This window comes from Mycolicibacterium chitae, from assembly GCF_900637205.1.
GTDB classification, from domain to species: Bacteria; Actinomycetota; Actinomycetes; order Mycobacteriales; family Mycobacteriaceae; genus Mycobacterium; species Mycobacterium chitae.
In genome coordinates this window covers 364,152-385,846 of record NZ_LR134355.1, presented here as the reverse complement: position 1 = coordinate 385,846, position 21,695 = coordinate 364,152, and the positions used below count along the sequence as shown (strand labels likewise).

23 protein-coding genes are annotated in these 21,695 nt (G+C 70.6%); 4 read left to right on the top strand and 19 right to left on the bottom strand.

The annotated features are described in order from the left end of the window. Positions 1 to 94: 94 nt before the first annotated feature. The 13 genes from lsr2 to ftsH all read right to left on the bottom strand — a co-directional run bounded on the left by lsr2 (position 95) and on the right by ftsH (position 11,971). Positions 95 to 433: a histone-like nucleoid-structuring protein Lsr2 gene (gene lsr2 / locus EL338_RS01890; protein WP_126332189.1), complete on the bottom strand. Its 339-nt coding sequence runs from the start codon at positions 431 to 433 to the stop codon at positions 95 to 97. Between the two features lie 121 nt (positions 434 to 554). Next, a complete protein-coding gene (gene lysS, locus EL338_RS01885) occupies positions 555 to 2,048 on the bottom strand; it encodes a lysine--tRNA ligase (RefSeq protein WP_163791976.1) in 1,494 nt (497 codons plus the stop codon). A 66-nt stretch (positions 2,049 to 2,114) separates the two neighbouring features. Then, positions 2,115 to 2,930: a type III pantothenate kinase gene (locus tag EL338_RS01880; RefSeq protein WP_126332187.1), complete on the bottom strand. Its 816-nt coding sequence runs from the start codon at positions 2,928 to 2,930 to the stop codon at positions 2,115 to 2,117. Beyond that, positions 2,930 to 3,355: an aspartate 1-decarboxylase gene (gene panD / locus EL338_RS01875; RefSeq protein WP_126332186.1), complete on the bottom strand. Its 426-nt coding sequence runs from the start codon at positions 3,353 to 3,355 to the stop codon at positions 2,930 to 2,932. The genes EL338_RS01880 and panD overlap by 1 nt, the downstream gene beginning before the upstream one ends. Then, positions 3,355 to 4,287, bottom strand: coding sequence for a pantoate--beta-alanine ligase (panC, locus tag EL338_RS01870; RefSeq protein WP_126332185.1), 933 nt, complete (start codon positions 4,285 to 4,287; stop codon positions 3,355 to 3,357). Before panC ends, panD begins: the two co-directional genes overlap by 1 nt. Continuing rightward, the gene (locus EL338_RS01865; RefSeq protein ID WP_126332184.1) at positions 4,284 to 5,255 is read right to left on the bottom strand and encodes a Rossmann-like and DUF2520 domain-containing protein; all 972 of its coding nucleotides are present in this window, start codon (positions 5,253 to 5,255) and stop codon (positions 4,284 to 4,286) included. The genes panC and EL338_RS01865 overlap by 4 nt, the downstream gene beginning before the upstream one ends. 84 nt (positions 5,256 to 5,339) lie before the next feature. Beyond that, a complete protein-coding gene (locus tag EL338_RS01860; protein WP_126332183.1) occupies positions 5,340 to 6,752 on the bottom strand; it encodes a DUF6779 domain-containing protein in 1,413 nt (470 codons plus the stop codon). 54 nt (positions 6,753 to 6,806) lie between these two features. Next, the gene (locus EL338_RS01855) at positions 6,807 to 7,298 is read right to left on the bottom strand and encodes a DUF3180 domain-containing protein (protein ID WP_126332182.1); all 492 of its coding nucleotides are present in this window, start codon (positions 7,296 to 7,298) and stop codon (positions 6,807 to 6,809) included. Continuing rightward, positions 7,276 to 7,806: a 2-amino-4-hydroxy-6-hydroxymethyldihydropteridine diphosphokinase gene (gene folK / locus EL338_RS01850; RefSeq protein ID WP_126332181.1), complete on the bottom strand. Its 531-nt coding sequence runs from the start codon at positions 7,804 to 7,806 to the stop codon at positions 7,276 to 7,278. The genes EL338_RS01855 and folK overlap by 23 nt, the downstream gene beginning before the upstream one ends. Then, positions 7,803 to 8,189: a dihydroneopterin aldolase gene (gene folB, locus EL338_RS01845; protein ID WP_126332180.1), complete on the bottom strand. Its 387-nt coding sequence runs from the start codon at positions 8,187 to 8,189 to the stop codon at positions 7,803 to 7,805. The genes folK and folB overlap by 4 nt, the downstream gene beginning before the upstream one ends. Next, a complete protein-coding gene (gene folP, locus EL338_RS01840; RefSeq protein ID WP_126336622.1) occupies positions 8,182 to 9,000 on the bottom strand; it encodes a dihydropteroate synthase in 819 nt (272 codons plus the stop codon). Before folP ends, folB begins: the two co-directional genes overlap by 8 nt. Before the next feature lie 28 nt (positions 9,001 to 9,028). Next, complete coding sequence (gene folE / locus EL338_RS01835; RefSeq protein ID WP_126332179.1) at positions 9,029 to 9,637, bottom strand: GTP cyclohydrolase I FolE; 609 nt, start codon at positions 9,635 to 9,637, stop codon at positions 9,029 to 9,031. Positions 9,638 to 9,655: 18 nt separating this feature from the next. Further along, positions 9,656 to 11,971: an ATP-dependent zinc metalloprotease FtsH gene (gene ftsH, locus EL338_RS01830; RefSeq protein WP_126332178.1), complete on the bottom strand. Its 2,316-nt coding sequence runs from the start codon at positions 11,969 to 11,971 to the stop codon at positions 9,656 to 9,658. 110 nt (positions 11,972 to 12,081) lie between these two features. Here ftsH and EL338_RS01825 point away from each other — a divergent pair, with 110 nt between their 5' ends. From EL338_RS01825 to EL338_RS01820, 3 genes are all read left to right on the top strand, one after another. Then, positions 12,082 to 12,972 (top strand): alpha/beta fold hydrolase, encoded by an 891-nt coding sequence (locus EL338_RS01825; RefSeq protein ID WP_126332177.1) that lies wholly within the window; start codon positions 12,082 to 12,084, stop codon positions 12,970 to 12,972. Between the two features lie 67 nt (positions 12,973 to 13,039). Next, complete coding sequence (locus EL338_RS26740) at positions 13,040 to 13,168, top strand: hypothetical protein (protein ID WP_258538441.1); 129 nt, start codon at positions 13,040 to 13,042, stop codon at positions 13,166 to 13,168. Positions 13,169 to 13,312: 144 nt separating this feature from the next. Further along, positions 13,313 to 14,050, top strand: coding sequence for an SIMPL domain-containing protein (locus EL338_RS01820; RefSeq protein WP_126332176.1), 738 nt, complete (start codon positions 13,313 to 13,315; stop codon positions 14,048 to 14,050). Between the two features lie 22 nt (positions 14,051 to 14,072). On the opposite strand, the gene EL338_RS01815 is transcribed toward EL338_RS01820, so the two are convergent. Next, entirely contained in the window at positions 14,073 to 14,255 is a 183-nt protein-coding gene (locus EL338_RS01815) for a hypothetical protein (protein ID WP_126332175.1), read from the bottom strand. Positions 14,256 to 14,378: 123 nt separating this feature from the next. Here EL338_RS01815 and EL338_RS01810 point away from each other — a divergent pair, with 123 nt between their 5' ends. Further along, complete coding sequence (locus EL338_RS01810) at positions 14,379 to 15,473, top strand: helix-turn-helix transcriptional regulator (protein ID WP_126332174.1); 1,095 nt, start codon at positions 14,379 to 14,381, stop codon at positions 15,471 to 15,473. On the opposite strand, the gene EL338_RS01805 is transcribed toward EL338_RS01810, so the two are convergent. Genes EL338_RS01805 through dacB form a run of 5 tightly spaced genes read right to left on the bottom strand, consistent with a single transcriptional unit; the run spans position 15,474 to position 21,620 of the window. Next, the gene (locus tag EL338_RS01805) at positions 15,474 to 17,654 is read right to left on the bottom strand and encodes a molybdopterin-dependent oxidoreductase (protein WP_126332173.1); all 2,181 of its coding nucleotides are present in this window, start codon (positions 17,652 to 17,654) and stop codon (positions 15,474 to 15,476) included. A 17-nt stretch (positions 17,655 to 17,671) separates the two neighbouring features. Further along, entirely contained in the window at positions 17,672 to 18,247 is a 576-nt protein-coding gene (gene hpt, locus EL338_RS01800) for a hypoxanthine phosphoribosyltransferase (RefSeq protein ID WP_126332172.1), read from the bottom strand. Positions 18,248 to 18,292: 45 nt separating this feature from the next. After that, entirely contained in the window at positions 18,293 to 19,252 is a 960-nt protein-coding gene (tilS, locus tag EL338_RS01795) for a tRNA lysidine(34) synthetase TilS (protein WP_126332171.1), read from the bottom strand. Then, on the bottom strand, positions 19,231 to 20,250 hold the full coding sequence (locus EL338_RS01790; protein ID WP_372941946.1) for an Rv3626c family coenzyme F420 biosynthesis-associated protein: 1,020 nt from the start codon (positions 20,248 to 20,250) through the stop codon (positions 19,231 to 19,233). The genes tilS and EL338_RS01790 overlap by 22 nt, the downstream gene beginning before the upstream one ends. After that, entirely contained in the window at positions 20,238 to 21,620 is a 1,383-nt protein-coding gene (dacB, locus tag EL338_RS01785; RefSeq protein WP_126332169.1) for a D-alanyl-D-alanine carboxypeptidase/D-alanyl-D-alanine endopeptidase, read from the bottom strand. Before dacB ends, EL338_RS01790 begins: the two co-directional genes overlap by 13 nt. Positions 21,621 to 21,695: the final 75 nt, after the last annotated feature.

Below are 21,695 nucleotides of genomic sequence, written 5' to 3'. Positions count from 1 at the left end.
CGCAATAGAGCAACGTCGGGATACCCCGATTCGTTTCCCTTTTGGTTCGCCGCTAGCGAAAAGCCGCGGCGCGTGCCGAATGCGGCGCCGAACCTCAGTTCGAGGCGTGGAACGCCTCGATGACATCGGCGGGGATCCGGCCGCGCGTCGACACGTTGTGGCCGTTGCGCCGGGCCCATTCGCGAATGGCGGCGCTCTGCTCCCGGTCGATGGCGCCGCGGCCGCCCTTGACGGGGGCGCGGCCACGACGGCGGCCGCCGACCCGGCGCCCCGATTCCACCCATTTCTTCAGATCGGAGCGGAGTTTCGCGGCGTTCTTCGCCGAAAGGTCGATCTCATAGGTGACGCCGTCGAGACCGAATTCCACAGTTTCGTCAGCCGAGCCTTCACCGTCGACATCATCGATCAAGGTGACGGTAACTTTTCTCGCCATTAGCTCACTGACCCTTCTGCGATGCGCTTACCGGGCGATGTGCGGACTGCAATTACCCGTCGGTATCCAATGTGCCACAGGAATGCGAGGCGTTCAACAACACGAGATCGCCCGCGCCTGTTCAGTTCGACTGACGACGAACAATCGGGAATAAAACGGTGTCCCGAATTGACAGTCCCGTGAGTGCCATCAACAACCGATCGATACCCATTCCGGTCCCGGTGGTGGGCGGCATGCCGTACTCCATGGCGGCCAAGAAATCCTCGTCGAGTTCCATGGCCTCGTCGTCGCCGGCCGCGGCCGCGCGGGCCTGGGCGGCGAAGCGTTCGCGTTGGATGACGGGGTCGATGAGTTCGGAGTAGCCGGTGGCCAGTTCGAAGCCCCGGACATAGAGATCCCATTTCTCGGTGACGCCCTCGACGCTGCGATGCTGGCGCGTCAAAGGCGTTGTCTCGACCGGGAAGTCCCGCACGAAGGTCGGCGCCCACAGATGGTCGCCGACCTGGTGTTCCCAGAGTTCCTCGACCAGCTTGCCGTGGCCGTAGCCGCGGTCCCGCGGGATCTCGACTTCCAGGCGGTCCGCAATGGCCCACAAATGTTCGGCGGGGGTCTGCGGGGTGATCTCCTCACCGAGCGCTTCCGACAAAGACTCGTACATTTGTAGGAATTGCCATTCGCCGTCGAGGTCGTACTGTGACCCATCCGCGAGTAGCACCTGGCGTGTGCCCAACGCTTCATCGGCGACTTCTTGAATAACTTCACGCGTCACCAACGCGGAATCGTTGTAGTCGCCGTACGCCTGGTAAGTCTCAAGCATCGCGAATTCCGGCGAATGCGTGGAATCCGCACCCTCGTTTCTGAAGTTGCGATTCAGCTCGAAGATCCGGTCCAAACCACCCACGACGCACCGTTTCAGGAACAGTTCCGGAGCGATACGCAGGTATAGATCCGTATCGAGTGCGTTGGAATGGGTGACGAACGGGCGGGCCGCGGCACCGCCGGCCTGGGTCTGCAGCATCGGGGTCTCGACTTCGAGGAAGTCGCGGCGTTCCAGCGCCGACCGCACGGCGCGGACGACGGCGATGCGCTGCCGGGCGACCTGGCGGGCCTCCGGCCGGACGATGAGGTCCACGTAGCGCTGCCGCACCCGGGACTCCTCGCTCATCTCCTTGTGCGCGACCGGCAGCGGACGCAGCGCCTTGGCCGCCATCTGCCAGGACTCCGCGAGCACGGAGAGCTCACCGCGACGGGAACTGATCACCTCGCCGCGGACGAAGACGATGTCACCGAGGTCCACGTCGGACTTCCAGGCGTCCAGCGCCTCCTGCCCGGCCGAGGCCAGGCTGACCATCGCCTGCAGCTGGGTGCCGTCGCCGTCCTGCAGGGTGGCGAAGCACAGCTTGCCGGAGTTGCGGGCGAACACCACCCGCCCCGAGACGCCGACGACGTCGCCGGTCTGGGCGTCGGGTTCCAGGTCCGGGTAGGCGGCCCGGATCTCGGCCAGGGAATGCGTGCGGGGAACCACGACCGGGTAGGGGTCGTGGCCTTCGGATAGCAGACGTTCGCGCTTGGCCTGGCGAATCCGGAACTGTTCGGGAAGATCGGCCTCACTCACGTCGGGCCAGCCTAAATGACCGGGCGCGATAAGCCCATTCTGTGCACGGTTCGGGGCGCGGCCGGGTCATCGCAGGGGTTTGGCCTTCGCCCGGCCGCCGTCGCGGTTGCGCTCGAACACCAGGCGCAGCCCGTCGAGGGTCAGGTGCTGGTCGTAATGCGCCGCGGTCTGCAGCTCGGGCAGCAGCAGCGGCGCGGTGTGGCCGGTGGCCACCACCACGACGTCGTCGCCGTCGAACCCGTCGATGTCCTCGCGGATCCGCCGGATGATGCCCTCGACCAGCCCGGCGAACCCGAACACCGCGCCGGACTGCATGCTCTCGACGGTGTTCTTGCCGACCACCGAGCGCGGCCGGGTCATCTCCACCCGGCGCAGCGCGGCCGAGCGGGCGGCCGCGGCATCCGAGGACACCTGGATACCCGGGGCGATGGCGCCGCCGAGGAACTCGCCCTTGGCCGACACCACGTCGACGCAGATCGAGGAGCCGAAGTCCACCACGATCGACGGCGCGGCGAACTTGTGGAACGCCGACAGGCAGTTGACGATCCGGTCGGCGCCGACCTCCTTGGGGTTGTCCACCAGCAGCGGCACGCCGGTGCGCACGCCCGGCTCGATCAGCACGTGCGGCACCGCACCCCAGTACTGCTCGAGCATCACCCGGATCTCGTGCAGGATCGACGGCACGGTCGACAGCGCGACGGCCCCGGTGAGCCGGTCGGAGTCATCACCGATGAGACCGTCGATGGTCAGCGCCAACTCGTCGGCGGTGACCTCCGGTTCGGTGCGAATCCGCCACTGCTGCACCACCTTCGCGTGATCGCCGGTCCCGGAGATCAGCCCGACGACGGTGTGGGTGTTGCGGACGTCGATGGCCAGCAGCACTAGCGCAACCCCCGCGGGGAGACCAGGCCGGCGGCATCGTCGGGCACATACGCCGGGTCCGACGCGTGCTCGCCGAGTTCGATCTGACGGTTGTCGGCGTCGACGAACACCACCCGCGGCCGGTACGCGCGGGCCTCGGCGTCGTCCATGGTCCCGTAGGCGATCAGGATCACCAGATCGCCGGGCTGGACCAGATGCGCTGCGGCGCCGTTGATCCCGAGCACTCCGCTGCCGCGCTCACCGGTGATCGCGTAGGTCACCAGGCGGGCGCCGTTGTCGATGTCGACGATGGTGACCTGCTCGCCCTCGAGCAGGTCCGCGGCGTCCATCAGGTCGGCGTCGATGGTCACCGAGCCCACGTAGTGCAGGTCCGCGTGGGTGACCGTCGCGCGGTGGATCTTCGACTTGAGCATGGTCCGTAACATCAGTCCCTCCAGGCCGATTCGTGGTGCTCGTCGGCGTAGGCACCGTCGGCGCCGGCGGCACCCAGTTCCACCGCGGTGTTGTCCAGCAGGCGGGTGGCGCCCAGCCGGGCCGCCACCAGCAGGCGTCCGGTCCCCTGGGCCGGCGCGGGCTGCAGCCACGGGTCGCGCACCTCGAGATAGTCGACCTCGATCCCGGCGACGTCGTCGAGCACCGCGCGGGCCGCGGCCAGCGTCGCCTCGGCCCCCTGGGCGGCGGCGTAGCGCCCGGCCAGCAGGGCCGCCGACAGCGCACCGGCGCTGCTGCGCTGCTCGGCGTCGAGGTAGCGGTTCCGCGAGGACATGGCCAGCCCGTCGTCCTCGCGCACGGTCGGGACCCCGACGATGCGGGTGGGCAGGTTCAGGTCGTCGGCCATCTGCCGGATCAGCACGAGTTGCTGATAGTCCTTCTCGCCGAAGAACGCCCGGTCCGGCCCGACGATCTGCAGCAGCTTGAGCACCACGGTCAGCATGCCCGCGAAGTGCGTGGGGCGGACCGCGCCCTCGAGTTCGGCGCCGAGCGGCCCGGGGTGCACGGTGGTACGCGGGCCGGTCGGGTACATCGCGGCGGCGTTCGGGGTGAAGGCGATGTCGACCCCCTCGGCGCGCAGCAGTTCCAGGTCGGCATCCAGGGTGCGCGGATACGCCTCGAGGTCCTCGCCGGCCCCGAACTGCAGCGGATTGACGAAGATCGACACCGCCACAACAGATCCCGGCACCTTCTTGGCGGCGCGCACCAGGCTCAGATGCCCCTCGTGCAGCGCACCCATGGTCGGCACCAGCATGATGCGACGGCCGGTCTGGCGCAGCGCGTTGGTCACCGCGGAGACCTGGGCGGGCGCGGTGTAGGCGTTGAGTTCACCGGGTGCGAACTTCGGGGCGGACGGGTTGTTCACTCGCTCACTCCTCCGCCCTGCTCGTCGCTGGCAACGCTGCGTCGAATCGCGGGTGTCAACACCTGGAACACCTCCGGGGCTGCGTGGGAACGCTGCGCGGTGCGCAACGATGCGGTCCGGTAGGCCTCGCCCAGCGCGGGGTCCACCTCGTCGAGCGCGGCCAGATGCCGGGCGACGGCATCCGCGTCGTTGCGGGCCACCGGGCCGGTCAGCGCGGCCTGCCCGCGCTGCAGGGCGTTCTCCAGCGCCGCGCGCGCCAGCGGCGCGAGCACGCGTTCGGCGATGCCTCCGGGATCGTCACCGATGAGTTCCTGCCCCAACAACTCCTGGCCCTGCAGCGCGGCCCGCAGCGCCTCCAACGCGTCGGCGATCACGGTGACGATGTGGTTGCTGCCGTGCGCGAGCGCCGCGTGATAGAGCGTGCGGGCGTCCTCGCGCACCCGCACCGGTTCGCCGCCGATCTCGAGCACCAGCGATTGCGCTATGGCATAACCGATCTCGTCGGCGGCGGTGATCCCGAAGCAGGTCTCCGAGAGGCGGGTGATGTCCTCGTCGCCGCCGGTGAACGTCATGGCCGGGTGCAGGGCCAGCGGCAGGGCTCCCCGCTCGGTCAGCGGCGCCAGGATCGCGATGCCGTTGGCCCCGGAGGTGTGCGCGACGATGGTGCCCGGCGCCACGGCGTCGGTGGCGGCCAGGCCGGCGATCAGCCCGGGCAGCTCGGCGTCGGGAACGGTGAGGAGCAGCAGTTCGGCGGCCGCGGCGACCTCGGGGACCGGCTGGATCGGGGTGTCGGGCAGCCGGCTCGCGGCCCGCCGCACGGAGGCGCCGGAGATGGCGCTGCACGCGACGACGACGTGGTCGGCGCGCTCGAGCGCGACCCCCAACGCGGTCCCGACCCGGCCCGCGGAGATGACCCCGACCTTGAGTCGGGCCGGTCGCAGGCCGTCGAGACCTTCCGGCTGCACCATGGCAGAGGACCCTCGCAAGTTCTGTTCGTTTCGTTCCAGTCCCGCGCTGCGGGTACCGGACGGTCAGGGCAAAACTCTAACGGATCAGTCCTCGCGCCGACGGCGGCGTCCGCCGCCACCGGGGGTGGCCTGGAACCGGGCGAGCAGCTCGGCGGCGGACTGCCCGCGCCGGCGTTCCGATTGCTCCTCCTCGTCGGGACCGCGGTGCCGCGCGGCGGGTTCCTCGCTGCGGGGCGCGGGCGGGAACGACGCCGCGATCGGGTCCTCGGCCTCGGCCGGCGCCGAGTGCCGACCGCGCCGCGGCGGGGCGGGCTCGGCCGGCGGGGGCGCCGGGGCCGATGGGGGCGATGGGACGGGGTACTCCGGCTCCGCCGGGCTCGCGTGCCGGCCACGGCGCTCCTCGGTGACCGGGGGCGCCGGCGCGGGTGGCGGCGGTGTTGGGGCCGGGGGCGGCGGCGGTGGTGTTGGCGCCGGGGTCGGGGTCGGGGCAGGGGCTGGGGGCACCGACCAGTCCGCGGCGGGTGCCGCCGGCGGCGCGGGGGTGGGCGGCTTCCAGGTGTTCAGCGGCTCCCACTGGGGATCCGGCTGCGCGACGGGCTCCGGCCGGGGCTCGGGCCGCGGCGGGGCGGGTGGCGGCGGAGGAGGGGGCGGCGGGGCCGGTGTTGGTGTCGGGGCCGGGGGCGGTGTTGGTGTCGGGGGCGGCGGGGACTGCGCGGTCACCGGCGGCACCACCTGAGTCGGCCAGCCGCCGTCGTCGTCCTCCCGGCGACGTCGACGACGACGCGGCTGGGGTTGGGGCTGCGGTTGCTGCTGCGGCGGCGGAGCCGGGCGGGACGCCGCCGGTTGCGGTCGGGGCCGCGGCGCGGGCGGCGGGGGCGGAGGTGGTGGCGGCTCCTCCGGCACGTCGATGATCGGGCTCTCGTTGGTGCGGGTGTTCTCGTCGTCCTGGTCCTCGGTGAAGCGGCTGCTGACCACCCGGTCGGAGCGCACCGGTTCCGGGGTGCGGATCCACTCGCTGTGGGCACGTTCCTGTTTGCGGTCCGACTCGAGGGCCGCCCGGTGCGCCAGGTCGGCGTCGAACAGGATCTCCAGGTTGGTGCGCAGCGCGGCCAGTTCGGCGCGCAGCGCGGCGACCTCGTCGGCGGCCGCCGAGCGCAGTTCGGAGGCGATCTCGCGGCGCAGATGCGTCTCCACGGTCAGCTCGTACTCGCGGCGCGCGGAGATCTCCCGGTCCAACTGGAGGTCGTACACCAGCTTGAGGTCGCGCACCTTGGCGTGGTCGGCATCGCTTTGCCTGCGGTAGATCACCGAGACGAACGCGGCCACCACGGCCGCCCACAGCGCCAGGATGACGGCGAGCTTGAGCAGCTCGACTCGGTTGGTGAAAACCAATGCGGAACTGGCCGCAATGGCGAGGACCAGCAACACGGTCAGGAGTAGCCAACCCGGCCTGCGGCCGCCGCGCCGAGCCCGGGCGCCGCGGGACAGAACGGTCATGGGCCGACTGTACCTGTGCGAGGTCAGAACGCGTGTCGGCCGCTTCGGCGATTCCTAAACCGGGTCGCTTCGAGTGCCATTTTCGTCCAGGTCGTCGTCGCCGTCGGAGGGCCAGCGGCAGCAGTGCTGCAACCACAGCGCGGCCACCAGCAGCGCCAGCGCGCACGCGGCCGCGACGACGGCCCCGGCGGTGTCCTCCTGGGCCACCCGGATCATCGCGCGCCGCGGCAGCAAGTAGGCCAGCACCGCCAGCCACCACCCGAGCACGATGGCCCCGACCCACGCCGAGGCCTTGGCGATCACCACCGTGCGGGCCACCGCCAACGGATTCAGCCGGTCCGCACCCAGGCCGATCTTGCCCGCGGCGATCTTGGAACGCACCTGAGCGCCCCACGCCGCCTCGGCGACGGCGACCGCGGCCAGCGAGGCGCCGGTCCACACCGTCAGCGGCGGGAACCACCGGTAGAGCAACAGCACCGCGAGGTAGCCGACGATGCCGGCGACCACCACGGCCGCGGCCAGGTCACGCTTTCTGGTCGGGCCCATGCAACACCGCATCGAAAAGCTGCACGCCGGCCCGTTCGGCCGCGTCGATCTGATCGAGCAGGTTGGTCGCCGTGCGCGGGGTACCGGCGACGGTGAGCCACCCGTCGGGGTCGACGTCCTGCCACGGGATCAACACGAACGCCCGCAGGTGCGCCAGCGGATGCGGCAGCGTCAGGCCGTCGGAACGGGAGAACACCTCCCGCCCGTCGTCGTGCACCGTGATCAGGTCGACGTCCAGCGTGCGCGGCCCCCACTTCTGCCCGCGCACGCGGTCGGCCTCCCGTTCGAGGCGCTGGGCGAAGTCCAACCAGTCCTGCCCGTCGAGGTCGGGATCCTCGGCGATCACCACCGCGTTGAGGAAGGGCCCCTGATCCACCCCGCCCCACGGCTCGGATTGGTACACCGGCGACACCGCGCGCACGCGGGCCCCGAGTTCGTCGACCGCGGTCTGCAGCCGCGCCATCCGGTCGCCCAGGTTGGACCCGATCGAGAGCACCACCCGACTCACGGCGCCACCTCCTCGCCCCGGCGCCGGCGGGATCGGCGCGCGACCACGGCCACGTCGGCGAAGTCCAGCGGGATGGGCGCCTGCGGCTTGTGCACCGCGACCTCCACGGCGTGCACCCGCTCGTCGGTCATGACGTCCTCGGCGATCTCGCCGGCCACGGCCTCGATGAGGTTGCGCGGTTCGCCGCCGACGATCGCCGCGGCGCGCTGCGCGAGCACCCCGTAGTCGTAGGTGTCGGACAGCCGGTCGCTGGCGGCCGCGGCGGCCAGGTCGAGCCACAGCGTGATGTCGATCAGGAACTCCTGGCCGTCGCGCCGTTCATGATCGAAAACCCCGTGGTTTCCCCGAACAGCCAAGCCGCGCAACTCAATCCGGTCAGTCACCGACACCCTCTCCGCCTGCCTCGTTCCAGGCTCGTAGCACCTTCAACGCGTCCACCGACGCCTGCACGTCGTGCACCCGCACACCCCACGCCTCGTGCGTGGCGGCCAACACCGAGATCACCGCCGTCGCGGTCTCGCGGCCGTCAGGGGGCCGCGGTTCGCCACGCTCGTCGGCCAGCACCGCACCCAGGAACCGCTTGCGGGACGCCCCGATCAACACCGGCAGCCCGTCGGCCACGAACGACGGCAACGCGTGCAGCAGCGCCCAGTTGTGCTGGGCGGTCTTGGCGAAACCCAGTCCGGGGTCGAGGATCAGTTGGCTCTCGGCGACCCCCGCGGCCAGCGCGGCCTCGACGGCGGCGCGCAACTCGTCGCGCACCGTGGCCACGACGTCGTCGTAGTGCGGCACCCGGTGCGGCTCATCGGCTTTCACCGAGCGCCAGTGCATCAGCACCCACGGCACGCCGGCGTCGGCGAGCAGCGGGGCCATCGCGGGGTCCGCGCGCCCGCCGGAGACGTCGTTGACGATGTGCGCGCCGGCGTCGAGCGCGGCGCGCGCCACCGCGGCGTGCATGGTGTCGATGCTGACCGTGATGCCTTGGGCCGCCAGCGCTTCCACCACCGGGACCACGCGGGCCGACTCGACCTCGGCGTCGATGCGCACCGCGCCGGGGCGGGTGGACTCGCCGCCCACGTCGATGATCGTGGCGCCCTCGCGGGCCAGTCGGAGCCCGTGGGCGACCGCACGCTCGGGATCGAGGTAGCGGCCGCCGTCGGAGAACGAGTCGTCGGTGACGTTGACGACTCCCATCACCTGCACGCCGACCCCCTGCTGTGCGTCATTTACGCAGGATGAGTTCCAGCGCCTCGGCCCGAGATGCGTTGTCGGTCTTGAACTGTCCACGCACCGCCGACGTGGTGGTGATGGCCCCCGGCTTGCGGATGCCGCGCATCGCCATGCACAGGTGCTCGGCCTCCATCACGACGATGACGCCGCGCGGGTCGAGTTTGCGCATCAGCGCGTCGGCCACCTGCGCGGTCAGCCGCTCCTGCACCTGGGGGCGCTTGGCGTACAGGTCGACCAGCCGGGCCAGCTTCGACAGGCCGGTCACCCGGCCGTCGTTGCCGGGGATGTAGCCGACGTGCGCCACGCCGTGGAACGCCACGAGGTGATGCTCACAGGTCGAATACATCGGGATGTCCTTGACCAGCACCAACTCGTCGTGTTGCTCGTCGAAGGTGGTGTTGAGCACCTCATCGGGATCGAGATAGAGCCCGGCGAACATCTCCTGGAAAGCCCGAGCGACCCGGGCTGGAGTGTCCACCAGACCGTGTCGATCCGGATCTTCACCGATCGCGTACAACAGCTCTCTGACTGCTGCTTCGGCGCGTTCCTGATCGAACACCGGAACGTCAACCGTAGCCGTACGTGAGTGCGGCTGGGCCATCCATAACTCCCCTCGTCATCAACCGTTTCCCGGCGGTACGGGCCGGTTCGCATCGTCACCGCGCGCATCGCCGTCTGGCTGTTGATGCGGTTGCGGCGGATACGGCTGATGCGGGTAGGGCTGACCCGGGTAGTTCTGCGGCGGCGGCCAACCACCCTGCGGTGGGGCCGGCTGCTGCTGCGGCGGTGGCGGCGGATACCAACCGGGCTGCGACTGGCCCGGGCCGCCCGGCGGCCAGCCGGGGGCATGCCAGCCGGCGGGGGCGCCGTAGTCCGGCTGCACCGCCCCGGGGTTGTCCGCCGGCGGCGCACCGTTGGCCCCGTTGGCGCCGTTGGGACCGTGGGGGGCGTTGGTGCCGTTCGCATTTCGGATGGCGCTCTTGAACGCGGGCTCCGGCTCGGGCTTGGGCCACTCCTCGCCGCGCTCGATCGCGAGCTCGCCCGGGGTCTTGATGGGCGGCTTGTCCGACGGGATGCGCCCGCCGAAGTCGTCGAACGCGGTGATGCGCGGGCGCTTGTGCACATCGGCGAGCACCTCTGAGAGCTCGGCCTTGTGCAGCGTTTCCTTCTCCAGCAGCGCACCGGCGAGGCGGTCGAGCGCATCGCGGTTCTCGGTGAGGATCTCCCAGGCCTCGGTGTGCGCGGCCTCGATGAGCTTGCGCACCTCTTCGTCGATCTCCCGGGCGACCTCGTGGCTGTAGTCGGCCTGGGTGCCCATGGTGCGGCCCAGGAACGGGTCGCCGTGCTCGGTGCCGTAGCGCACCGCGCCCAGCTTGGCGCTCATCCCGTACTCGGTCACCATGGCGCGCGCGATCTTGGTGGCCTGATCGATGTCGGAGGACGCCCCCGTCGTCGGCTCGCGGAACACCAGTTCCTCGGCCGCGCGCCCGCCCATCGCGAACACCAGCCGCGCGATCATCTCCGAGCGGGTCATCAGACCCTTGTCGTCCTCGGGTACCGCCATGGCGTGCCCGCCGGTACGGCCGCGGGCCAGGATGGTCACCTTGTAGATCGGCTCGATGTCGGGCATCGCCCAACCCGCCAGCGCGTGACCGCCCTCGTGATAGGCGGTGATCTTCTTCTCGTGCTCGCTGATGATCCGGCTCTTGCGGCGCGGCCCGCCGACCACGCGGTCGACGGCTTCCTCGAGCGCCGCGGCCGTGATGACCGTGCCGTTCTCGCGCGCGGTCAGCAGCGCCGCCTCGTTGATGACGTTGGCCAGGTCCGCACCGGACATCCCGACCGTGCGCTTGGCCAGCCCCTCGAGGTCGGCGTCCGGGGCGATCGGCTTGCCCTGCGAATGCACGGCCAGCACCGCGCGCCGGCCCGCGAGGTCGGGTGCCGACACCGGGATCTGCCGGTCGAAACGGCCCGGGCGCAGCAGCGCCGGGTCGAGGATGTCGGGCCGGTTGGTGGCCGCGATCAGGATGACGCCCTGGCGGTCGCCGAAGCCGTCCATCTCGACCAGCAGCTGATTCAGCGTCTGCTCGCGCTCGTCGTGCCCGCCACCGAGGCCGGCGCCGCGCTGACGTCCGACGGCGTCGATCTCGTCGACGAAGATGATGCAGGGGTTGTTCTGTTTGGCCTGCTCGAACAGGTCGCGCACCCGGGAGGCGCCGACGCCGACGAACATCTCGACGAAATCCGAACCGGAGATGGTGAAGAACGGAACCCCGGCCTCACCGGCGACGGCGCGCGCCAGCAGCGTCTTACCGGTGCCGGGCGGGCCGTAGAGCAGCACACCCTTGGGGATCTTGGCGCCGAGCGCCTGATACCGCGAGGGGTTCTGCAGGAAGTCCTTGATCTCGTAGAGCTCCTCGACCGCCTCGTCCACGCCGGCGACGTCGGCGAAGGTGGTCTTGGGCATGTCCTTGGTGAGCTGCTTGGCCTTCGACTTGCCGAAGCCGAAGCCCATCCGCCCGCCGCTCTGCATCCGGGAGAACATCACGAACAAGCCGATGAGCAGCAGCAGCGGCAGCATGTAGATCAGCAACGTGCCCAGCGCACTGCCCTGGTTGACCGTGGTGTTGATCGTCGCGTCCTTGCTCTGCAACGCGTCGAACAACGGCACCGCATAGCCGGTGGGGAACTTCGTGATGATCTTGTCGGAGTCCTCGGTGTCGCCGCTGGCCTCCTTGAGATCCAGCCGCAACTGCTGCTCGCGGTCGTCGATCTGGGCGCTCGTCACGTTGTCGGCGTGGATCTGGGCGATCGCCACCGAGGTGTCGACAGGCTTGTAGCCGCGGGTGTCGTCGCTGAAGTAGAAGAACGACCACACCAGCAGCAGCAGGACACCGATCGCCGTCAGCGTGCGGATTACGTTTTTTCGCTTCATTCGAGCATCGACCTTGGAGCGGTCACGTTCCTTCCCAGAAGATTCAGGTTCAGTCAGGCTACCGCTAGACCAACGAGCGACAGTTCCCGACGGTGTGCTTTGGTGAGATCATGCTCACATCGGGGCGGCGATTCGTCGAACGCGACGGCGTCCGGCTCCGCGTCATCGACCAGGGTGATCGCGGGCGGCCCGACCAACCCGTCGTCGTCCTGGCGCATGGCTACCCCGAGCTGGCGTACTCCTGGCGGCACCAGATCCCCGCGCTGACCGCGGCCGGCTACCGGGTGCTGGCACCCGATCAGCGCGGCTACGGCGGATCGGACCGGCCGGCGGCCGTCGAGGCCTACGACATCTTCGCCCTGACCTCGGACCTGGTGGGCCTGCTCGACGACATCGGCGCCGAACGGGCGACGTTCATCGGCCACGACTGGGGCGCGATGGTGGTGTGGCACACCGCGCTGCTGCACCCGGACCGGGTGGCCGCCGTCGCGGGGCTGAGCGTGCCGCCGATCCCGCGGGCCCGCACCCGGCCCACCGAACGCTGGTTGGAGAAGTTCGGTCCGGACTTCTACATGCTGCGCTACCAACAGCCCGGCCTGGCCGATGCCGAGCTGGCGGCCGACGTCGCCGCGACGATGCGGGACATGTTCGCCGAGGGCCGCAGTGCCGGGTTGCCGGACTGGCTCGCGGCCGAGGAGTTCGACGTCTACGTCGAGGAGTTCGGCCGGACCGGATTCACCGGTGCGCTGAACTGGTATCGCAACTACGACCGCAACTGGGCGGGTACCGAGCACCTGGTCGACGCCCGGATCACCGCGCCGGCCCTGTTCGTCGGCGGCACCGACGATCCGGTGCGCGCCACCATGCGTCCCGAACGCGCGGCCGAAGTGGTCGCCGGACCGTACCGGGAGCTGTGGTTGCCCGGCGCCGGTCACTGGCTGCAGCAGGAGCGCCCGACCGAGATCAACCGGATACTGCTGGAGTTCCTGGCCGAGCGGTAGCCGTCACAAGCGGTATATCTCGCGGCCCATCGTGGCCTGATCCAGCCACGAGGACCGGTGATTCCGGGTGTGGGTCGTTTCGCTCACCGTCGCCGCCGACGCCAGTCGGCCGAACGCCCGCGAGAGGCTCGCGGTGATCGTGGCCCAGGGCACCGATCTGGGCGCGGGCAGCGTCAGCGGCCGGACCAATGGATAGCTGCCGAAGTGTGCTGAGCTGGTAGTCATCGTGATTCCCCCGTTCGGATATGCATGAAATCGTGGCCCGCGCGGGGTATCTGAGACACGCGTAATCGGCTACTCGACTGTGGGAGCCGACGGCCCGCGCCGGTAGGGTGCCACCATGCCGACCGTCGGGAACCTCAGCACTGTGCGCCGCCTGTCCGCCACGCTCATCGCCGGTCTGGCCATCTTCGGCCTCGCCGCCTGCGACGCGACCCCGGGCGCCGGGACCGGGAACGGCGACACCGGCCGGCAGGTCACCGTCGTCGGCTCCGGCCAGATCGACGGCACCCCCGACACCCTGACCACCAACGTCGGGATCAGCTTCACCGCGCCCGACGCCACCGCGGCGCTCAACCAGACCAACGAACGCCAGCAGCGCGTGATCGACGCGCTGCTGGGCGCCGGGGTGGACCGCGAGGACATCGCCACCAGCCAGGTGCGACTGCAGCCCCAACTCGAGGCCGACGGCACGACCGCCGCGGGCTATCAGGCCACCAACGCGATCGACGTCACGATCCGCGACGTCAGCGCCGCGTCCCGCGCGCTGGCGCTGATCACCAGCATCGGCGGCGACGCCACCCGGATCAACTCGGTGGCCTTCTCCATCGAGGACGATTCGCAGCTGGTCACCGATGCGCGATCTCGTGCCTTCGAGGACGCCCGCAACCGTGCCGAGCAGTACGCCGAGTTGTCCGGGCTGGAACTCGGCGACGTCATCTCGATCTCGGAGACCGGCGAGCAGTCCACCCCGCCGTCGCCGACCCCGATGCCGCGCGCGATGGCCGCCGACGTGCCGCTGTCCCCGGGCGAGCAGACGGTGAGCTTCTCGGTCACCGTCGTCTGGGAGCTGCGCTGACCCGCTGATTCAGCCGCTGCGTTCAGAGACGATCCATCGCACGGGCCATCGCTGCGTTCTCGATGAAGACGTAGCGACGCGGGTACACGTGCGGAATTCGCTCACCCCCGTCGTCCGCAGCCTTGTGGAGCACGAGCGGCAGGTGTAGCTGCGGCAGGTGCGCGTGCGGCCAATGTGCGTGCGGCAGGTGCATGGCAAGCGTCATGTCGACCCCCTCTATCTAGACCCTGGTCTCAATCAACCAGTCCGTGGCGCGGCGCCGCCTCAGCCGAACGGGTGAAATCGGACTAAACTTGCCCCATCGATCCGCGCGGGGAAGGGCGGGGCGATGGTCACACTCGAAGAATTCTCGCGCGTCACCACCGAGGTCTACGCGTCGTCACTTCGACCAGAGAACTGGCCGACGGCACTGGCCCGCATCGACCGCGCCGTCAGCGCCACGGGTTGTGCGATCTTCGTCGGCGCGGGCGCCGGCCGATCGCTGCTGGCCGCCACCGTTCCACCGGAGGCCCGGGACTGCTACCAGAGCTACTACCACTCGATGGATTACGTGCTGGACGCCGTCGAGACGGGTCCGGCCGGCCTGGTCCACAGCGGTCGGGCGCTGGTCCCGCTGGCGGCCGACTCCGAGTTCGACGTCGACTTCATGCGGCCCTTCCACCTCGACGACGGGCTCTTTGCCCGGCTGGGGGTGGGCGGGACACCCGTGACGTTCCTGGCGGCGGCGGCCAAGGGCGCCGCGCCATTCGCCACCGCCGACCGCGCGAAGTTCATCGGCGCGCTGGTCCCCCACCTGCAGCAGGCGCTCCTCGCGCAGCGGCACCTGCGGGAGTTGGGCACCCGAGCGGGCGAGATCCGCGGGCTGATGGAGACCATCCGCCACGGCGTCGTCATCGTAGGACCGGAATGCGTTGTGCTGCACATGAACTCCGCGGCCGAGCGGATCCTGGCGACCGGTGACGGGTTGACCGTGCGCGGCCACACCCTCGAGGCGACGGGCACGACCTGGGGCGGTCAGTTGCAGCGGAGCATCGGATACGCGTGCGTCCAGCAGCCCGGTGATGTGCGCCGAGGAGATGCGTTCGCGTGCCGTCGGCCGTCCGGGAAGCGTCCGTACATCGTCCACGTCCTGCCGCTGAGTTTCACCGAATTGAACTCGTCGACAACGGCTTTGGTGACCGTCATCGACACGGAGACCGATCCGGCGCCGCCGCGGGTCCTGCTGCGACGGCTCTTCGGCCTGGCGAACGCCGAGGCCGATGTGGCCTTGCGGGTGCTGCGCGGCGGCGGCCTCAAGCCGATCTCGGAGGACCTCTCGGTGTCCACGGCCACCCTCAAGACGCACCTGGCGCACATCTTCGACAAGACTGGCACCCACCGGCAGGCCGAGTTGGTGCGGCTGCTGCTGGCCGTCAGCCCCTGATCAGCCGCTGGGCACCGGGTCGACGGCCGATACCTCGACCGGGATGCCGTTGAGCACCGAGGTTCCCGACAGCGGATCCAGTTGGGTGCCGTCGTTGAGCCGGTTGACGTTGGCCTCGTCCCAGCCGTGCGGGATGGACACGACGCCGGGACGGATGTCGTCGGTGCGTTCGACCGGGATCAGCAGTTCCCCGCCGGGCCCCTTGACCACCGCGACGTCGCCGAGCCCGAGTCCGGCGGCGTCGTCGGGGTGGATCTGCAGCGTGCATCGGTTGGTCCCGCCCACCAGGTGCATCCAGCTGTTGTTCGACCGCAGATGCCGTCGGCCGATCAGCACCAGGCCGTCCACGCGCCGGGTCAACGAGTCCCGCAACCGCCGGGTGTCGGCGATCAACGCCTCGGGCGCCAGTTCCACCTTGCCCGACGGCGTGCGCAGCACCTCCGGCAGCCGCGGCCGCGGCGGTCCCAGATCGATGCCGTGCGGAGCGGCCTTCAGGCGCTGCAGGGTGAGGCCCTCCGGGTCGGCGCCGAAGGCGTCGCCGTAGGGGCCCACCCGCAGCATCATGTCCAGCCGTCGCTCGTAGCCCGGCCCGTCGGGCAGCATCGCCACCAGTTCCTCGACGGTGCGCCCGGCCACCGGCGAGTGCGGGTCGGCGACCTCCTTGCTCAGCGTCGCGGCAATCACCTGTTCGTCGGCCAGGGCCGGGTCGGCGTGGATGCCGACGCCGAAGATCGCCAGCGCGATGCGCGCCAGGATCTCGGTCTCGTCGGGCCGGCCGTCGAGCGGCAGCACTGGCGGCGAGTACCGCGCGTTGTTGCGGATCGCCAGGTTGTTGAGCACGAAGTCGAAGTGCGGGCTCTGCGACGGCGGGGGCGGCGGCAGGATCACATCGGCGTGCCGGGTGGTGGCGTTGACGTACGGATCGATGCTGATCATGAAGTCCAGCCCGGTCATCGCGCGGACCAGGCGCTCGCCGTCGGGCGCGGAGAGCACCGGGTTGCCCGCGATCGTGATGAGCGCCTTCAGCTGTCCGTCGCCGGGGGTGTCGATCTCCTCGGCCACGGCCGCGGCGGGCAACTCGGAGGCCACCTCGGGATAGCCGGAGACCCGGCTGTGCCAGCGCCCGATCGCGAAGCCGCGCCCCGGCCTCGGCGGCCGCGGCTTCGAGGCGGTCGCCGACAGCGGGAACAGCACCCCGCCGGGACGGTCCATGTTGCCGGTGAGGATGTTGATGACCTCGACGAGCCAGCTGCCGACCGTGCCGAATTCGACCGTGGTGGTGCCGATCCGGCCGTACACCGCGGCGCTGGGCGCCGCGGCGATCTCGCGGGCCAGGGTGCGGATGTCCTGCGCGTCGATGTCGCAGTAGCCCGCGACGGCCTCCGGGGTGAAGTCGGCCGCCAGGGCCCGGACCTCGTCGACACCGCGGACGTAGGAACCGATGCCGCCGAGACCCTCGGCCACCAGGTCCTCGTCGAACAGCACGTGCACGATCGCGAACAGCAGCGCGGCGTCGGTGCCCGGCCGGGGTGCGAGGTGCCAGTCGGCCTGGGCCGCGGTGCGGGTGCGCGCCGGATCGATGACGGTCAGCTTGCCGCCGCGCCGGCGCAGGGCCTTGAGCTTGCCCGGGAAGTCCGGCGCGGTGGCCAGGCTGCCGTTGGACACCAGCGGGTTGGCGCCGATGATCACCAGGTGATCCGTGCGGTCCAGGTCCGGGACGGCGAACGCGAACGGGCTGCCCAGCAGGTGTCCGAGCGCCACCTGCTTGGGCATCTGGTCCAGGGTACTGGCGGAGAACACGCTGCGGGTGCCCAGCGCCTTGATCACCATGGGCCCGTACAGCGCCCCGGCGACGGTGTGCGCGTTGGGATTTCCGATGTAGACGCCGACGGCGCTGCCGCCGTGTTCGGCGAGCACCTTGGCCAGTCCGTCGGCGACGGCGTCGTAGGCCTCGGTCCAGCTGACCTCGGTGAGTTCCCCGTCGCGGCGCACCAATGGGCCCGTCAACCGGTGCGGATCGCCGTCGAGTTCGGCGAAGCTGGCCCCCTTGGGGCAGATGAAACCGGCGCTGAAGACGTCGTCGGCGTCACCACGCGCGCCGGTCACCCGGCCGTCCTCGATCGTGAGGGTCAGCCCGCAGGTGGCCTCGCAGATGGGGCAGATGCGAAGTTCCGTGCTCATGGCGACCTCCCGAGAACTCAGGGCGTATAAACCCTCGGTTCCAGAGTGCCTATGTAGGGCAGATCTCGGTAGCGTTCGGCGTAATCCAGTCCGTAACCGACGACGAATTCGTTCGGGATGTCGAAGCCGACGTAGTTGATCTCGACGTCGGCGCGCACGGCGTCGGGTTTGCGCAGCAGCGTGCAGACCTCCAGCGACGTGGGCCGCCGGCTGGCCAGGTTGCGCAGCAGCCAGGACAACGTCAGACCCGAATCGACGATGTCCTCGACGATCAGCACGTGGCGGTCGTTGATGTCGCGGTCGAGGTCCTTGAGGATGCGCACCACCCCGGACGACGACGTCGACGACCCGTAGGAGGACACGGCCATGAATTCCAGCTGGGTGGGCAGCGGGATCGCGCGGGCCAGGTCGCTGACGAACATGACGGCGCCCTTGAGCACCGTGATCAGCAGCAGGTCCTGATCGCCGAGGCGGTCCGCGTAGGCGGCGCCCACGGCGGCGGCCAGTTCTGCGGTCTTCTCCTGGATCTGTTGCTCCGAGAGCAACACCGATTTGATGTCTCCGGGGTACAGCTCATCAGAATTAGCTGGCACGTGCCCCAGCGTGCCACGTCGGCGCCGCGCTGGCCAAAGCGAAACTCAGATGGGCGCGTATTCGAGCACCAGCGCGCCGTCGCGGCGCCGGGCGAACAGTCGGGTGCCGGCGCGGTCGCCGCCGACGGCGACCCCGCCCTGCCCGCGCCAGGCGGTCACCAACTCGTCGACCGCGCGGATCTGCTTGCTGGTCAGGTTGCGCGCGCCACCGGCCAGCAACCAGCCGCGGATCACCCGCAGCCGCACCGCGACGGGCAGCTCGGTCAGGGGGGCGGTCTCGAGGCGGGTCCCCCGATTCTCTTCGAGGGCCCGCTCGGCGAGCGCATCGAGCACGTCGCCGTCCTCCTGCAGGGCGGTTGCGGTGCGGGCCAGCGCCTCGGCGACGCCGCCGCCGAGCACATCCTCGAGCAGCGGCAGCACCTCGTGCCGCAGCCGGGTGCGGGTGAAGCGGCGGTCGTGGTTGTGCGGGTCGCGCCAGGGCGTCAGGCCCAGGGCGGCGCAGGCGGCCTCCGTGGTGTCGCGGCGCAGGTGCAGCAGCGGCCGGCACCACGGCGGGTCGAAGGGCCTTATACCGGCGATGGAGCGCGGGCCCGACCCGCGGCCCAGGCCGAGCAGCACCGTCTCGGCCTGATCGTCGAGGGTGTGTCCGATGAGCACCGGCGCCTGCCCTCGGCCGCTGTCCAGGGCCGCGTAGCGCGCGGTGCGGGCGGCCGCCTCGGGCCCGCCCGCGGTGCCGACGGTCACCGAGATGATCTCCGCACCAACGCAGCCCAGTTCTTTGGCTTGGTTTTGGGCCGTCTTGGCGGCGGCCGCCGACCCGGCCTGCAGGCCGTGGTCGACGATCAGGGCCGTGGTGGGCAGCAGTCCGGCCGCGGCCGCGGTGAGCGCCAGCGAGTCCGCGCCGCCGGACAGCGCGACGCACCACCGGTCCACGTCGGGCAGGTACTCCTTGGCGAAAGCCGCGACCGCCGCGCGCAGTTGCCCTACAGGATTCGATCGATCCATCGCTGTGGTTCGTCGATCTCGTCGGGCAGCGGCAGCGTCTCGGCGCCGGTCCAGATGGTGTTGAACCGGTCCATCCCGACCTTCGTCACCACCTCGTCGACGAACGCCTTGCCGCGGGTGTACTGCGACATCTTGGCGTCGATACCCAGCAGCGCCCGCAGAATCCGTTGCAGCGGAGGCTGTTTGCGATGGCGACGCTCGTCGAACCGGCGCCGGATGGTGACACCGGAGGGCACCACCGTCGGGCCGACGGCGTCCATCACGTGATCGGCGTGCCCCTCGAGCAGTGTGCCGAGCACCAGCAGGCGGTCCAGCGCCTCGCGCTGCGGCTCGGACTGCACCGCGCGCATGAAGCCGAGCACCCCGTCCTGGCGGTCGCGGACGAACTCGGCCAGGCGGCCGATCACCGCGGCGAGGTCGTCGCCGGCGTCGGCCGTCAGGACCTCCAGCGCGTCGGTCATGTATCCGGCCAGCCACGGGTTGGCGGTGAACTGCACCCGGTGGGTGACCTCGTGCAAGCAGACCCAGAGCCGGAAATCCCTTGGCACCACCCGCAATTGCCGTTCCACGGCGATGACGTTGGGATACACCAGCAGCAGCTTGCCGCCGTCGGCGGTGAACGGATCGTATTGCCCCAGAATGCCCGACGACACGAAGGCCAACACCGCGCCGGTCTGCGCACCGGTCACGCGGCCGGACAGGAACCCGCCCGCGCTCTCGTCGCCGCCTGTCATCGAGCGCAGGGATTCAGTTGCGGCCCGGATCCATTCGGGCCGATCGACGATCCGGGCATCCGGGATGGGACCGTCGGTGTGCAGCCGCGTGACGTCGCGCACCGGCGGCTCGGCGTCCCGCGAGCATTCGGCCAGTTCCTCGATCGCCTGCCGGCGCGTGTACTCGGTGACGGGACCCGCCGGGCGGGCCAGCCGGGCACCCACGGTCGCCGCGAACTGCCAGTCGACGGCGCCCCCGAGCGCGGATTGGCTCATCGCACACATCCGCAGGAGCGCAGCGTGGCGGCCAGCGCGTCGATCGCCAGGCGTCCCGTCGGCCCCGCGTCGTTGGACAGGAAGGAGAAGGTCAGCACGCGGCCGCTGCGGTCGGTGACGATGCCGGCCAGGGCGTTGGTGCCGGTCAGCGAGCCGGTCTTGGCGCGCAGCCAGCCCGCCGCGGGCCGGGTGGTGCCGGCTTGCAGGAACCGCTCCGACAGCGTGCCCGATCCGCCGGCCACCGGCAGCAGGTCCAGCAGCGGGCGCAGTTCGCGGTGGTCGGGCCCGGCGGCCTCGCCGACGACCTCGTCGAGGGTGAGCGCGGTGAGCCGGTTGTCGACCGACAGCCCGCTGGAATCCAGCAGCTTGGCACCCGTCAGGTCGATGCCCTCGCCGGCCAGCCGGGTCGACACCGCACCGGCGGCGCCGGCGAAGCTCAGCGGGCGCTGGGAGGCCGCGGCGACCTCGCGGCCGATGCTCTCGGCCATCACGTTGTCCGAGTTGACCATCATCTGGCGCAGCCGCTCGATCAGCGGCGCCGAGTCGACCGAGGCCAGCTCCGGCCCGGTCGGCGGGCCCGGGACGATGGTCACGGTCGCCGGATCGACGCCGAGTGCCACGGCCAGCGCGCGACCGGCGTCCAGCGCCGGGGTCGGGGACCGCCGGGAGTCGAACGTGGTCGGCTGGGTGCGGCCGCCGTCGAGCATCACCGGCTCGATGGGCGCGATGTCGCCGCCGTCGATGTCGGCCGGATCCCAGCCGGGGGCCAGCCCCGGCCCGCTGTACAGCGACGTGTCGACCTGCACCGCGGTCGGGGTGTAGCCGCTCTCGCGGATCTGGCTGACCAGATCGCTCATCCGGGCCGCACCCTTGTACCAGGTGTCTTGATCGGCGGGCGCGGCCGAGAGCGTGGTGTCGCCGCCGCCGACGAGGACGACGACGCCGCGGGAGCCCCGATCGGTCGCGGCGACGACCTTGGTGGTCACCGTGGCGTCGCGCTCCAGCGTGAGCAGGGCGGCCGCGGCGGTGAGCACCTTGTTGGTGGAGGCGGGCTGCATCGGCAGGTCATCGGCCTGCTGCCACAGCGGCTCGCCGGTCAGCGCGTCGCTGATGCGCCCGGTGAGGATGCCGAGGTTCGGGTCGGCCAGGGGTTTGGCCAGCGCGACGCTCATCCCGACCTCGGTGGGGATCTCCGCATCCTCGGCCAGCGGGACCACGCCCGGGCTGGCGGCCACCGGGGCCGGTCGCGCGGCGGCCAAGGCGTCGGTCTGCCGATCGCCCACGAACAGCAGCGACGCGGCGACCAGCGCGACCACCGCCACCAGGACGGCGGCCCCCACCGCCAGGTGCGTGGAGCGGCGCCACCGCTTGGGATGCATGTACTGCAGGGTATCGCCCCACCGTGGTCAGGGCCTGCACGCTAGTGTGGCGTCCGACGAAACGACGGTCAGCCA

Bases quoted from the DNA above. Each gene is read 5' to 3' on its own strand.
- lsr2 (WP_126332189.1), bottom strand. From the start codon at position 433: ATGGCGAGAAAAGTTACCGTCACCTTGATCGATGATGTCGACGGTGAA.
- panD (WP_126332186.1), bottom strand. From the start codon at position 3,355: ATGTTACGGACCATGCTCAAGTCGAAGATCCACCGCGCGACGGTCACC.
- EL338_RS01865 (WP_126332184.1), bottom strand. From the start codon at position 5,255: ATGGTGCAGCCGGAAGGTCTCGACGGCCTGCGACCGGCCCGACTCAAG.
- EL338_RS01860 (WP_126332183.1), bottom strand. From the start codon at position 6,752: ATGACCGTTCTGTCCCGCGGCGCCCGGGCTCGGCGCGGCGGCCGCAGG.
- EL338_RS01855 (WP_126332182.1), bottom strand. From the start codon at position 7,298: ATGGGCCCGACCAGAAAGCGTGACCTGGCCGCGGCCGTGGTGGTCGCC.
- folP (WP_126336622.1), bottom strand. From the start codon at position 9,000: ATGGGAGTCGTCAACGTCACCGACGACTCGTTCTCCGACGGCGGCCGC.
- folE (WP_126332179.1), bottom strand. From the start codon at position 9,637: ATGGCCCAGCCGCACTCACGTACGGCTACGGTTGACGTTCCGGTGTTC.
- ftsH (WP_126332178.1), bottom strand. From the start codon at position 11,971: ATGAAGCGAAAAAACGTAATCCGCACGCTGACGGCGATCGGTGTCCTG.
- EL338_RS01825 (WP_126332177.1), top strand. From the start codon at position 12,082: ATGCTCACATCGGGGCGGCGATTCGTCGAACGCGACGGCGTCCGGCTC.
- EL338_RS01820 (WP_126332176.1), top strand. From the start codon at position 13,313: ATGCCGACCGTCGGGAACCTCAGCACTGTGCGCCGCCTGTCCGCCACG.
- EL338_RS01815 (WP_126332175.1), bottom strand. From the start codon at position 14,255: ATGACGCTTGCCATGCACCTGCCGCACGCACATTGGCCGCACGCGCAC.
- EL338_RS01810 (WP_126332174.1), top strand. From the start codon at position 14,379: ATGGTCACACTCGAAGAATTCTCGCGCGTCACCACCGAGGTCTACGCG.
- EL338_RS01805 (WP_126332173.1), bottom strand. From the start codon at position 17,654: ATGAGCACGGAACTTCGCATCTGCCCCATCTGCGAGGCCACCTGCGGG.
- tilS (WP_126332171.1), bottom strand. From the start codon at position 19,252: ATGGATCGATCGAATCCTGTAGGGCAACTGCGCGCGGCGGTCGCGGCT.
- EL338_RS01790 (WP_372941946.1), bottom strand. From the start codon at position 20,250: ATGTGTGCGATGAGCCAATCCGCGCTCGGGGGCGCCGTCGACTGGCAG.
- dacB (WP_126332169.1), bottom strand. From the start codon at position 21,620: ATGCATCCCAAGCGGTGGCGCCGCTCCACGCACCTGGCGGTGGGGGCC.